This is a genomic window from Anaeromyxobacter sp. Red801 (assembly GCF_049201065.2).
Taxonomy (GTDB): Bacteria; Myxococcota; Myxococcia; order Myxococcales; family Anaeromyxobacteraceae; genus Anaeromyxobacter.
Map to the genome: position 1 here is coordinate 1528873 of NZ_CM181236.1, position 12839 is coordinate 1541711.

Here is a 12839-nt window from a genome sequence, read left to right on the forward strand (position 1 = left end):
CGGGGGCGCGCCTCCGCGCCGCCCATGCCGGCCGACCGATCCCAGAAGGCGCTCGCCGAGTTCGTCTCCGAGGCCCAGGAGACCATCGACGCGCTCGGCCACGGGCTCATGCGGCTCGAGGCGGGCGGGCACGAGGATCCGGACCCGGAGCTCCTGAACGGCGTCTTCCGCGCCGCCCACACGCTGAAGGGCCTGTCCTCCATGTTCGGCGTGGAGCGCCTGACCCGGCTGGCGCACGCGCTCGAGGACCTGCTCGACGAGGTGCGGCTGGGCCGGCGCGGGCTGGATCGCGCCGCGGTCGACCTGCTGCTCGAGGCGCCGGAGGTGCTCTCGCGCATCGTGGCGGAGGAGGCCGCGGGCGCGCCGCCGGCGAGCACCGACGCCGCGGCCCGGCTCACCGACCGCCTCCGGGCCGGCGAGGCGCCGCCGCCGGCCCGCGCCGCCGACCCGCTCGCGACGGTGGCGCTCGGCCCCGAGGTCCGGGACATCCTCACCGAGTACGAGGAGCACCGGCTGCGCGCCAACCTCGCCAAGGGGCTGGCGCTGCACCGGGTGAAGGTGAGCTTCGAGCTGGACGGGTTCGACCGCGACCTGGCGGCGCTGAGCGGCCGGCTGAAGCGGCTCGGCGAGGTGGTCTCGACGCTCCCGTCCTCGGACGTCCGGGACCCGCAGTCCATCGCGTTCGAGCTGCTGTTCGCCTCGAAGGAGCCGCTCGACGCGATCCGCCGCGAGGCGGGCCCGGCCGCCGCGGTCGAGGCGGTGCCGCGCGTCGAGGCGCCGCCCGCCGCCGCGCGCGCCGAGCCGCCCCGCCGCCCCGCCGGCGGGCCCGCGCTCTCCCCGGCGCCCGAGCCGCCCGGCGACGAGGCCGCGTCGCTGCGCTCCGCCTCGCAGGCGGTGCGCGTCGACATCCACAAGCTCGATCGGCTCATGACCGCCGTGGGCGAGCTGGTGCTGGTCAAGACGAGCCTGGTCGCGCTCGCCGAGCGGCTCCGCGCCGAGGGGCGCGACCCCGCCGTCGCCGCGGAGCTGCAGCGCACCAACCGCACCCTGGAGCGCCGCCTGGAGGAGCTGCAGGCCGGCATCCTCGAGGTGCGCATGGTCCCGCTGGAGCAGGTGTTCGACAAGCTCTCGCGGATGGTGCGCAAGCTGGCGCGCGAGGTCGGCAAGGACATCGACCTCCGGGTCTCGGGGGGCGAGGTCGAGCTCGACAAGCTCATCGTCGAGGACCTCTCCGACCCGCTCATGCACCTCATCCGCAACGCCATCGACCACGGGATCGAGGCGCCCGAGCGGCGCGCCCGCGCCGGGAAGCCGCCGCTCGGCACCGTGCGGCTGGAGGCGACGCAGCAGGGCAACAAGGTCCGGATCGTGGTGGAGGACGACGGCGCCGGCATCGACGAGGACCGGATCCGGGAGGTCGCGGTGCAGCGCGGGCTGGCGGCCGCCGGCGACGTCGGCGCGCTGTCCCGCCGCGAGCTGATGAACCTCATCTTCGTGCCCGGGTTCTCCACCGCGCGCCAGGTCACCAGCCTCTCGGGCCGCGGCGTGGGCATGGACGTGGTGAAGAGCAACGTCGCCGCGCTGTCCGGCATCATCGACCTGCACACCGAGCGCGGGCGCGGCACGCGCTTCGAGATCACCCTGCCGGTGACGCTCGCCATCGTGCGCGCCCTGGTGGTCTGGGTGGCGGGCCGCACCTACGCGGTGCCGCTCAACAGCGTGCTCGAGATCCTGGAGGTCCGCGCCGCCGACGTGCGCACGCTCTCCACCCGCGAGGTCGTCACCGTCCGCGGCGCGACGCTGCCGCTGGTGCGGCTGTCCGGCTTCTTCGGGCTGCCCGGCGCCGGCGCGCCGGAGCGGCTGTTCGTGGTGGTGGTGGGGCTGGCGCAGGAGCGGCTGGGCGTGGCGGTGGACGCGGTGGTCGGGCAGCAGGACGTGGTGGTGAAGCCGCTCGGCGCGGTGCTGCAGGGCGTGCGCGGCATCGCCGGCGCGACCGACCTGGGCAGCCGCCGCACCGTGCTGGTGCTGGACGTCGGCGCCATCATCGAGGACGTGGTCTCGGGGGAGCCCCGCGAGGCGGCGGGCTAGCCGGATGTACCTCGAGCACTTCCGCCTCGCCCGCAAGCCGTTCTCCAAGACGCCGGATCCGGCGTTCCTGTTCCCCTCGCGCCAGCACGCCGAGGCGCTCGCGCGGCTCTCGCACGCGCTCGAGGAGCGCGAGCTGGCGGTGCTCACCGGCGAGGTGGGCGCGGGCAAGACGACGCTGTCGCGCGCGCTGGTGGACGCGTTCGCGGACCGCTGCCGGTTCAGCTTCGTGGTCCACCCGGCGCTCCCGGCCGCGCAGCTCCTCGGCGCCATCGCCGAGGGCTTCGGGCTGCCGCCGGCGCGGCGGAAGGCGGACGCGTTCTCAGCGCTCGCCGAGCACGTGGCGCGGCTCGACGCCGACGGCCGCTTCGCGGTCGTCGTGGTGGACGAGGCGCAGCTCCTCTCGGCCCGCGCCGCGTTCGACGAGCTGCGGCTCCTCACGAACCTGTGCGCCGACGACCGGGCGCTGGTGGGCCTGGTGCTGGTGGGCCAGCCGGAGCTGCGCGACCGGCTGCGCGCCCGCGGCGGCGAGGCGTTCCTGCAGCGGGTCGGGGTGGCCTACCACCTCGGCGCGCTCGACGCGCCCGAGACCGGCCGGTACCTGGAGCACCGGCTGGCGGTGGCCGGCCGGACCGACCCGCTGTTCGAGCCGGCCGCGGTGGCGGCGGTCCACCGGCTGAGCGGCGGCCTGCCTCGGCGCGTGAACCAGGTCGCCGCCAGCGCGCTGCTGGAGGGCTTCGCGCGCGAGGTGGAGACGATCGGCGCCGAGGTGGTCGAGGCGGCGGCGGCCGATATCGCCGCGTATCTGGGAACGCCGGGACGGCCGGGGTAGAGTGCCCCCGGCGATGGACTTCCTGGAGATCCGGAAGAAGGCGAGGGAGCGGGCCGCCGCGCGCGCCGCGGCCCAGCCGCCCTCCGCCGCCGGGCCGGCGCCGGAGCCGCCCGCGGACGCGGCGCCCGGGGCCGCGTCCACCGCCGCCGCCGCGCTCGCCGGGCGCGTCCAGGCGATGCCCGAGCCGGATCCGGCGCGCTTCACCACCTGGCGCCCGGGCGAGCCGCCCCCCGTCCCCATCGATCCCTCCGCGCTGCCCGCCGCGCGCGGCCGCGACCCGGCGGCGCCCGCGTCGCCGCTCCTCGCGCCCCTCGTCGAGGCGCGCCCGCCCTCCGCGCCGGCCGCCCGCGATCCGCTCGACGGGTTCTTCTACCGCGCGGACGAGGAGGCGCCGGAGCTGCCGGAGCTGGGCTGGGCCGCGGACGGCGCGCAGGCGCCGCTCGAGCCGGGGCAGGTGCGGCTCGACGAGTTCCTCACGTTCGCGCTCGGCGACGAGGAGTACGCCGTACCGGTGGAGCGCGTGCAGGAGGTGCTGCGCCCCCCGCCGCTCACCGAGGTGCCGCGCGCGCCGGCGCCGGTGCTGGGCGTGGTGACGGTGCGCGGCCGCGTGGTGGCGGTGATCGACCCCCGGGCGCGGCTCGGGCTGCCGGCGCCCGCCGACGCGGGCGAGGACGCCTGGCGCCTCGTCATCGTGGACGCGGGCGACGGGCCCTGCGGCTTCCGGGTGGACGCGATCTCGAGCGTGGTCCGGCTGCCCGCCGGCAGCCTGGAGCCGTGCCCGCAGGGCATCGGGGGCGACGCGGCGGAGTGCCTGCTGGGGATCGGGCGCGAGCGCGACCGGCTGTTCACCGTCATCGATCCCGCCGCGCTGGTGCGCCGCTCGCTGGCGCCGCCGCGCCGCGCCGAGGGGGGGCAGGGTGGGGGCGCCTGAGGCGGCCGCGCCGGAGGGCGCGCGGGTCCAGCTCTGCACCTTCCGCGTCGGCGGCGAGGACTACGCCATCGACATCATGCGGGTCCGCGAGATCATCCACCCGCAGCCCGTCACCCCGGTGCCCCGCGCGCCCGCGTTCGTCGAGGGCGTGTTCCACCTGCGCGGCGAGGTGATCCCGGTGGTGGACGTCCGCCGCCGCTTCGGGCTCCCGATCGGCCCGCCGACCCGGCGCACGCGCTTCCTCGTGGTGAACGTGGCCCGGCGGCGCATCGGGCTGGTGGTGGACGAGGTCTGCGAGGTGCTGCGCCTCCCGCGCCATGCGCTCCGGCCGGCCCCGGCGCTGGTGGCGGACGGCGGCCCGCGGTTCTTCCTGGGCGTGTGCGGCGGCGACGGGCGGCCCGGCGGCCGGCGGGGCGGCCCGGCGCGGCTCCGCCTCCTGCTGGACGTGAAGGCCCTGCTCGACCCGGTGGTGCCGGGCGAGGCGGCCGCCGCCCGGGCGCAGGCCGAGGCCTCGAGGCGCGCATGACCCCTCCCGACGCGCGCAGCCGGGTCCGCTCCGGCGACGAGGAGCTCCGCTACCGCGCCACCGGCGAGCTGGATCCCGCCGCGCCGGCCGACCTCGCGGTGCTGCTCGACGCGCTCGCGGACGCGAGCTGGCGCGTCCGCGCCGCCGCCGTGGAGCGGCTGGGCGCCCTCCGCGACGCCGCGCCGGCGCTGCCCGGCCTGCTCGAGGCGCTGGGCGGTGGCGCCACCGTGGGTGCGCGCGAGGCCGCCGCGGCGGCGCTGCAGCGCCTGGGGGGCGCGGCGGTCCCCGCGGTCCTGGAGCGGCTCGGCGGCGCCGACGCCGACCTGCGGCAGGCGGCGGCGGGCGTGCTGGGCGCGATCGGCGATCGCCGCGCGGTGCCCGCGCTGGCGGCCCGGCTCGCCGACGCCGATCCGAACGTCCGCGGCGCGGCGGCCGAGGCGCTCGGCCGGATCGGGGGGACCGAGGCGGCGGGCGCCCTCACCGCGGCGCTCGCGTCCGACGACGCGACGCTGCGGCTCGCCGCGCTGGAGGCGCTCGGCGACCTGCGGGCCTGCCCGCCGGCGGCCCTGGTGGCCGGGATCCTCGCCGACCCGGCGCTCCGCCGTCCCGCGTACCGCGCGCTGGGCGCGTGCGACGAGCCCGAGGGGCTGCGGCTCCTGGCGCGGGGCCTGGCGGAGCCGGCGCGCGGCGCGCGGCAGGCGGCGCTGGCCGGGGTGGGCCTGCAGGTGGCCCGCGACGCCCCGGGCGCGCTGGCCGTGCTGGCCGGCGCGGTGGAGGAGGTGGGCGCGCGCGACTCCGGGGTGGCGGACGCGTGCGCGGCGGTGATCGGCGGCGACGATCCCATCGCGACCCTGGGCGCGATCGCGGCGCTCGGGTGGCTGGGCGGGGCGCGGCACGTGGGGGCGCTGCTGCGCGCCGCCGAGGACGAGCGCCTCCGCCCGCTGGTCGAGGACGCGCTCGAGCGGCTCCCGGCCGGCGCCGAGCTGCGCACCGCGCTGGCCGAGGCGCTCGGCAGCCAGGGGCCGGTGGGCCGCCTCACGGCGCTGGCGGTGCTGGCGCGCCTGGGCAGCCCGGCGGCGCTGGAGACCGTGGTGCGCGAGGCGAGCGACCCGGGCGGCTTCCTGCAGGCCGAGGCGGTCGCGGCCCTGGGGCGCCTGGGGGACGCGCGCGCGGTGGCGCCGCTGGCGGGGCTGCTCGGCGACGACGACCCGGCGGTCGCGGGCATGGCCGCGAACGCGCTCGCGCGCATCGGGCACCAGTCGGCCGCCGCCGCGGCGGCGGTGCGCGCGGTGGCGCGCGCGCGCGCGGCGGTGGGCGCCTCGCCGGCGCTGTACCGCATCCTGGGCGCGCTGGGCGAGGCGGAGGACCTGCCGCGGGTGTCCGAGGGGCTCCGCGGGGCCGCGCCTGCCGGGCGCGCCGCCGCGGCGGCCGCGCTGGCGGCGCTCGGACGCCGGGGCGCGGCGCCGGCCGCGAGCGTGCTCGCCGAGCTCGCGGCGGTGCTCCGCGACGGAGACTGGCAGGTCCGCGCCGCGGCGGCCGCGGGCTGCGCGGAGGTGGTGCGCGCCGGGGGCGGCGCCGTGCCGGCGGTGCGCGACGCGCTCGCGGCGGCGCTCGGCGACGCGGAGCCGGCGGTGCGGGCGGCGGCCGCGGAGGCGCTGGGCGCGGCGGGCGCCGCCGAGCAGGCGCCGGCGCTCGCGGCGCTGGGGCGCGACCCGGCCAGCCCGCCCGCGGTGGTGGTGGCGGCGCTGCACGCGCTGGTGGGCCTGGGCGCGCCCCCGGCCGACCTGGTCGCGGCGGCGGTCCGGCACGCGGATCCGGAGGTCGCGAAGGAGGGCGTCGCGGCGGCCGCGCGGCTGGCGGGACCCGAGGGCGCGCGGCTGCTGCGCGAGGCGGCGGGGAGCGCGCGCTGGGACGTGCGGCGCGCCGCCGCCGTCGCCATGGCGGTGCGCGGCGACCCCGCGCTCGCCCCGGACGCCGCCCGGCTCGCCGCCGGCGACCCGGATCCGCTGGTGGCACGCGCGTTCGCCGACGCGGCGCGCGCGCTCGGGGCCGGGTAGGCGCGCATGTGGAGCCACGGGCCCCCGCCGCCGGCCATGACCGAGGAGCAGTTCCGGCTGCTGCGCGAGCTCATCCAGGCGCACTGCGGGATCGCCTTCCGCGAGGACCACCGCCGGCTGCTGGAGCGCCGCCTGGGCCCGCGGCTGGAGGCGCTCGGGCTCCGCGACTTCTCCGCCTACCACCGCCACCTCCGGTTCGATCCGCGGGGCGGCGCGGAGCTGGCCGAGGCGCTCGACCTCCTCACCACCAACGAGACGTACTTCTTCCGCGAGGCGCGCCAGCTGCGGGCGTTCGCGGACGAGATCCTGCCCGCCCTGGCGGCCTCGCTCGCGCCGGAGCGCCGGCTGCGCATCCTCTCCGCCGGCTGCAGCACCGGGGAGGAGGCGTGGACCATCGCGGTGCTGGTGCGCGACTCGGGGCTGTTCACCGGGTGGGACGTGGAGATCGCGGCGTGCGACCTCTCCCGCCGGTGCGTCGCGCAGGGGCGGGCCGGGAGCTACGGGGAGCACGCGTTCCGCGCGCCCGAGTCGGCGCCGATGCGGCGCTGGTTCCACCTGCGCGGCGGCAAGTGGGTGGTGGACGAGGGGCTCCGCCAGCTGGTCCGGTTCCACCGCGACAACCTGGTGGCGCCGGACGCGCTCGCGGCGGCGCCGCCGCTGGACGCGGTGTTCTGCCGGAACGTCATGATCTACTTCGACCTGGAGGCGCGCCGGCGCGCGCTGCGCGCGTTCCACGCGAAGCTGCGGGCCGGGGGCTGGCTGCTGCTCGGCCACTCGGAGTCGCTCATCAACGTGACCGCCGACTTCGAGCTGGTCCAGCTCCGGGCGGACCTCGTCTACCGCAAGCCGGCGGCCGGGGGCGCGCCGTGAGCGGCGAGGGGCGCCGGCGCACCCTGCGCGTGCTGGTGGTGGACGACTCGGCCGCCAGCCGGGACGAGCTGGCGCGCATGCTCCACGGGGGCGACGGGCTGGTGGTGGCCGGCACCGCCGCCGACGGCGAGCAGGGGCTGGCCGAGGCGCTCCGGCTCGCGCCGGACGTGGTGGTGCTGGACCTGCAGATGCCGCGCATGGACGGCTTCACCTTCCTGCGGCTCCTGATGGCGCGCCGCCCCACGCCGGTGGTGGTGCTCTCGTCGCAGTCGCGGCGCGCGGACGTGTTCAAGGCGCTCGAGCTGGGGGCGCTCGACTTCGTGGCGAGGCCGGAGCGCGGCGGGCTCGCCCCGGTCCGCGAGGAGCTGCTGGAGAAGTGCGCCACCGTGCGCGCGCTGCGCATCCAGAACCTCTCGGCCGGGGCCCGGGCGCTGGACGCCCGCGAGCTCGAGCCGGGCCGCGTGGCGGTGGTGGGCGCGTCCACCGGTGGCCCCTCCGCCCTGCAGCGACTGCTCGCGGCGCTCCCCGGCGAGCTCCCGCTGGCGGTGCTGGTCGCGCAGCACATGCCCGAGCGGTTCACCGGCGCGTTCGCGGAGCGGCTCGCCCGCGGCTCGCACTTCAGCGTGGTGGAGGCGGTGGACGGCGACCTGGTGGTCGCGGGGCGCGCGCTGGTGGCGCCCGGCGGGCACCACCTGGAGCTGGCGCGCGGCGCCGACGGCGTGCTGCGCGCCGCGGTGCTGCCGCCCGGCGCGCCGGGACCGGGCGCGCGCCACTGCCCGTCCATCGACCGGCTCTTCCGCTCGGCGGCGCGGGTGCTCGGGCCGCGCGCCTGCGCCGCGCTCCTCACCGGGATGGGCACCGACGGGCGCGACGGGATGGCCGCGGTGAAGGCCGCCGGCGGGCTCACGCTCGCCGAGTCCGAGGAGACCGCCGTGGTATACGGGATGCCGCAGGCGGCGGCCGAGACCGGCGCCGTGGACGCGCTGCTCGGGCTGGACGCCCTGACCGCGCGCCTCGTCGAGTTCGCCCGCGACGCCCGAGCGCCATGACCCCGCACCCGCTGCGCCACGCCCTGGTCGTCGACGACAGCAGCGCCGTGCGCCGGCAGCTCTGCTGGGCGCTGCAGCGCGCCGGCGGGATCAGCACCACCGAGGCGATCGACGGCGCCGACGCCTGGCGCAAGCTGGCCGCGGCCCGCTTCGACGTGCTGCTCACCGACATCAACATGCCGGTGCTCGACGGCCTGAAGCTCGTGTCGCTGGTCCGCGCCGGCGGGGCGCACCGCGCCGTGCCGATCCTGGTGGTCACCACCGAGGCCGGCGAGGTGGACCGCCGCCGCGCGCTCGGCCTCGGCGCGAACGACTACCTGGTGAAGCCGGTGCAGGCCCACCAGGTGGTCGAGGCGGTGCGCCGCCTGCTCGGCGCGGCCTGAGGCCGGCGCCAGATCGCGCGCCGTCAGGCGCGCCCGCGGGGACCTCGCGCGAGCCCGCGAAGGCGGGCGCGCGAGGTCACGGGCCCCGCGGAGCAGGGTGGGGCCCCGCGGAGCTCCGCTCCGTGGGGCGGGGCGCAGCCCCGTCCAGATCTTGCCCTGAGCGACCCCGCGGGCCGCGACCGGGTCGCGGCCCGCGGATCGTCGCTCAGGGCGTGATGCGCTCCATCATGCGCGCGAACGGGATGGTCTCGCGGACGTGGTGGAGGCCGCAGATCCAGGCCACGCAGCGCTCCACGCCCATGCCGAAGCCGGCGTGCGGGACGGTGCCGTAGCGGCGCAGGTCGAGGTACCACTCGAAGGCCTGCTTCGGCAGCTCGTGGTGTTCGATGGCCGCCTCCAGCGTGGCGAGATCGTCCTCGCGCTGGCCGCCGCCGATGATCTCGCCGTAGCCCTCCGGCGCGAGCACGTCGCAGCCGAGCGCGACCCGGGGATCGGTCGGGTCCTTCTTGAAGTAGAACGCCTTCATCTCGGCCGGGTAGCGGTGCACCATCACCGGGCGGTCGAACTGCTTCGCGACCACCGTCTCCTCGTCGCCCCCGATGTCGTCGCCCCACTTCATCGGGTGGCCGGCCTTCTGGATGACCTCGACCGCCTCGGTGTAGGTGATGCGCGGGAACGGCGGCTTCACCTTCTCGAGCAGGGTGACGTCGCGCTCCAGGACGGTGGCGAGCTCGGCGCGGTGCTTCTCCAGCGCGGTCTGCACCACGTACGACACGAACTGCTCCATCAGCTCCATGTCGCCGTCGAGGTCCATGTACGCGACCTCCGGCTCGACCATCCAGAACTCGGTCAGGTGGCGGCGCGTCTTGGACTTCTCGGCGCGGAAGGTCGGGCCGAAGCAGTAGACCTTCCCGAGCGCCATGGCCGCGGCCTCCATGTAGAGCTGGCCGGACTGCGTCAGGTAGGCCTTGCCGAGGTCGAAGTAGGGGACCTCGAACAGCGTGGAGGTCCCCTCGCAGGCGGACGGCGTGAAGATGGGCGCGTCCACCAGCGTGAAGCCGCGCTGGTCGAAGAAGTCGCGGATGGCCTTCTCGACGGTGTGGCGGACGCGCAGGATCGCCTGCTGGCGCTGCGAGCGGAGCCACAGGTGCCGCTGCTCCATCAGGAACGCGACCCCGTGCTCCTTGTGGCCGATGGGGAACTCCTGGGCCGGGCGCGACACCACCTGCACGTCGCGCACGTCCAGCTCGAACCCGATGGGCGAGCGCTCGTCCTTCTTCACGAGGCCCGTCACCTTGAGGCTGGTCTCCTGCGGGAGGTGGTCCGAGGCCTGGAACACCTCGGGCGTCACGTTCCCCTTGAACACCACGCACTGGATGGTGCCGGTGCCGTCGCGCAGCTGCAGGAAGTGGAGCTTGCCCGACGAGCGGCGGTTGTGGAGCCAGCCGTGGAGCGTGACCTCCTTCCCCTCGTGCTGGGCGATGTCGGCGACGTGGACGGGCGGGTACATGCGGTGACCCCGGTGCTGGATGGGAGTGGGAGCCTGTGGCGCGGGCAATATAGCTCAGCAGACGAAACCCGCGACGTCCGCTAGAATCCGCACCCCTATGTCGATGAACGAGCGTTACGAGCCCCAGTCGATCGAGCCCCGCTGGCAGCGCCGGTGGGAGGAGGCGGGCGCCTTCAAGGCGGGCCGCCGTCCGGACGCCGACACCCGCTACGTCCTCGAGATGTTCCCGTATCCGTCGGGCGCCATGCACATGGGCCACGCCCGCGTGTACACCATCGGCGACGCCCTGGCGCGCCACCTGCGGATGCGCGGGTTCGACGTCCTGCACCCGATCGGCTTCGACGCCCTCGGCCTCCCGGCCGAGAACGCCGCCATCAAGGACGGCCGGCACCCGGCGGAGCGGACGCGCGAGAACGTGGTCTCGTTCCGCGCCGAGATGAAGCGGCTCGGCTACAGCTTCGACTGGGACCGCGAGCTGGTCACCGCCGACGCGTCCTACTACCGCTGGAACCAGTGGTTCTTCCTGAAGATGCTGGAGAAGGGCATCGCCTACCGGCGCCAGGGCAAGGTGAACTGGTGCACCGGGTGCCAGACGGTCATCGCGAACGAGCAGGTGGTGGACGACAACCGCTGTGAGCGCTGCGGCTCGCCGGTGGTCGAGAAGATCCACCCGGAGTGGGCGTTCCGCATCACCGCCTACGCCCAGCAGCTGCTCGACGGGCTGGACGGCCTGAAGGACTGGCCGGACCGCGTCACCACCATGCAGCGCAACTGGATCGGCAAGAGCGAGGGCGCCGAGGTGGACTTCGCGCTCGCCGCCGGCGGCGCCGCGGTGAAGGTGTTCACCACCCGCGTCGACACGATCTACGGCTGCACCTACGTGGTGCTGGCGCCGGAGCACCCGCTGGTCGCGCAGGTCACCGCGCCGGACCGCCGCGCCGAGGTGGACGCGTTCGTCGCGCGCATGCGCAAGACCGACGCGGTGGAGCGCACCGGGGAGGGCGCGCCGAAGGAGGGCGTGTTCACCGGCGCGTTCGCGGTGAACCCGTTCACCGGCGAGCAGGTGCCGATCTGGATCGCGAACTTCGTGCTGGCCGAGTACGGCACCGGCGCGGTGATGAGCGTCCCGGCGCACGACCAGCGCGACTTCGAGTTCGCGCGGAAGTACGGGCTGCCGGTGCGCGTGGTCATCCAGCCGGCCCAGGGCGCGCGCCTCCCGCCGGGCGACGCGCTCGAGCGGGCCGCCACCGAGGACGGCGTCCTGGAGGGCTCCGGCCCGTTCACCGGCCTCGCCTCGGCCGAGGCGAGGCCGCGCATGTCCGCGCACGCCGCGGAGCAGGGCTTCGGCCAGGGGACGGTGCGGTGGCACCTCCGCGACTGGGGCTTCTCGCGCCAGCGCTACTGGGGCACGCCCATCCCGATCGTCTACTGCGACGAGCACGGGATGGTGCCGGTGCCGGAGCAGGACCTGCCGGTGGTGCTGCCGGCGGAGGCGATCATCACCGGCACCGGCGAGCCGCCGCTCGCCAAGGTGGCGTCGTTCGTGAACACCACCTGCCCGCGCTGCGGCAAGCCGGCGCGGCGCGAGGTGGAGACCATGGACACGTTCGTGGACTCGTCCTGGTACTACGCGCGCTACCTCTCGCCGAAGGACGAGGCGCGGCCGTTCGACCCCGAGGCCGCCCGGCGCTGGCTGCCGGTGGACGTGTACGTTGGCGGCCCCGAGCACGCCGTGATGCACCTGCTCTACTTCCGCTTCTGGCACCGGGTGATGCACGAGCTCGGGCTGGTGCACGAGGACGAGCCGGTGCGCCGGCTGGTCACCCAGGGCATCGTGAACGGGCCCGACGGGCGCAAGATGTCGAAGCGCTGGGGCAACGTGGTGGCGCCGGGCGGCATGGTGTCGCGGTTCGGCGCCGACACGGTGCGCATGTTCATGCTGTTCGCCGCGCCGCCGGAGAAGGACATCGACTGGTCCGACGAGCAGGTGGACGGCCTGTTCCGCTTCCTGGCGCGCGTGTGGCGCATCTACCACGCGCGCCAGGCCTGCTTCGACGCGTCGGACGCCGCGCTCGCCGAGGCGGCCGGCGAGGCGCTCGAGCTGCGCCGGCGCACCCACCGGACCATCAAGCGCGTCACCGAGGGGCTCGAGGCCGACCTCAAGTTCAACACCAGCATCGCCGCGCTCATGGAGCTGGTGAACGCGCTGTACGCGTTCGAGCCGGCCTCCGAGCCGGACCGGGCCGCGGTGCGCGAGGCGCTGCTCGCCCTCGCCACGCTGCTGGCGCCGTTCGCGCCGCACGTGGCCGAGGAGCTGTGGCACGAGGTGATGGGCCCGGTCGCGCGCGACCGCCTGGTCGCCGACGCGCCCTGGCCGCCGTTCGACCCGGCGCTGATCGTGGCGGACACCGTGACCATCGCGGTCCAGGTGAACGGGAAGCTCCGCGGCGAGGTGCAGGCGCCGGCCGCGGCGGGCGAGGCGGAGGTCCGCGCGCTCGCCGAGGCCGACGAGAAGGTGAAGATCCACCTGGCCGGGAAGACCGTCCGCAAGGTGGTCTTCGTGCCGAAGCGCCTCGTCAACTTCGTGGTGGCCTGA

The 12839-nt window shown here is 76.6% G+C and carries 10 protein-coding genes; 9 read left to right on the top strand and 1 reads right to left on the bottom strand.

Annotation, left to right across the window (positions count from 1 at the left end; all coding sequences use genetic code 11):
• Nucleotides 1-24: 24 nt before the first annotated feature.
• From ACOQFB_RS06925 to ACOQFB_RS06960, 8 genes are read left to right on the top strand one after another with little or no spacing between them, the layout of a single operon-like run.
• Nucleotides 25-2088: a chemotaxis protein CheA gene (locus ACOQFB_RS06925; protein ID WP_421610634.1), complete on the top strand. Its 2064-nt coding sequence runs from the start codon at nt 25-27 to the stop codon at nt 2086-2088.
• Between the two features lie 4 nt (nt 2089-2092).
• On the top strand, nt 2093-2917 hold the full coding sequence (locus tag ACOQFB_RS06930) for an ExeA family protein (RefSeq protein ID WP_011421787.1): 825 nt from the start codon (nt 2093-2095) through the stop codon (nt 2915-2917).
• Between the two features lie 13 nt (nt 2918-2930).
• Nucleotides 2931-3848, top strand: a complete 918-nt coding sequence (locus tag ACOQFB_RS06935) for a chemotaxis protein CheW (RefSeq protein ID WP_421610635.1) — start codon at nt 2931-2933, stop codon at nt 3846-3848.
• On the top strand, nt 3835-4374 hold the full coding sequence (locus ACOQFB_RS06940; RefSeq protein WP_421610636.1) for a chemotaxis protein CheW: 540 nt from the start codon (nt 3835-3837) through the stop codon (nt 4372-4374). The genes ACOQFB_RS06935 and ACOQFB_RS06940 overlap by 14 nt, the downstream gene beginning before the upstream one ends.
• Complete coding sequence (locus tag ACOQFB_RS06945) at nt 4371-6431, top strand: HEAT repeat domain-containing protein (protein ID WP_494492513.1); 2061 nt, start codon at nt 4371-4373, stop codon at nt 6429-6431. Before ACOQFB_RS06940 ends, ACOQFB_RS06945 begins: the two co-directional genes overlap by 4 nt.
• Before the next feature lie 6 nt (nt 6432-6437).
• Complete coding sequence (locus ACOQFB_RS06950) at nt 6438-7301, top strand: CheR family methyltransferase (protein WP_421610638.1); 864 nt, start codon at nt 6438-6440, stop codon at nt 7299-7301.
• A complete protein-coding gene (cheB, locus tag ACOQFB_RS06955; protein WP_421610639.1) occupies nt 7298-8350 on the top strand; it encodes a chemotaxis-specific protein-glutamate methyltransferase CheB in 1053 nt (350 codons plus the stop codon). Before ACOQFB_RS06950 ends, cheB begins: the two co-directional genes overlap by 4 nt.
• Nucleotides 8347-8733: a response regulator gene (locus ACOQFB_RS06960; protein ID WP_421610640.1), complete on the top strand. Its 387-nt coding sequence runs from the start codon at nt 8347-8349 to the stop codon at nt 8731-8733. The genes cheB and ACOQFB_RS06960 overlap by 4 nt, the downstream gene beginning before the upstream one ends.
• Before the next feature lie 205 nt (nt 8734-8938).
• Here ACOQFB_RS06960 and asnS read toward each other — a convergent pair whose 3' ends face one another.
• Entirely contained in the window at nt 8939-10243 is a 1305-nt protein-coding gene (gene asnS, locus ACOQFB_RS06965; RefSeq protein WP_059439039.1) for an asparagine--tRNA ligase, read from the bottom strand.
• Nucleotides 10244-10340: 97 nt separating this feature from the next.
• Here asnS and leuS point away from each other — a divergent pair, with 97 nt between their 5' ends.
• Nucleotides 10341-12839: a leucine--tRNA ligase gene (gene leuS / locus ACOQFB_RS06970; RefSeq protein ID WP_421610641.1), complete on the top strand. Its 2499-nt coding sequence runs from the start codon at nt 10341-10343 to the stop codon at nt 12837-12839.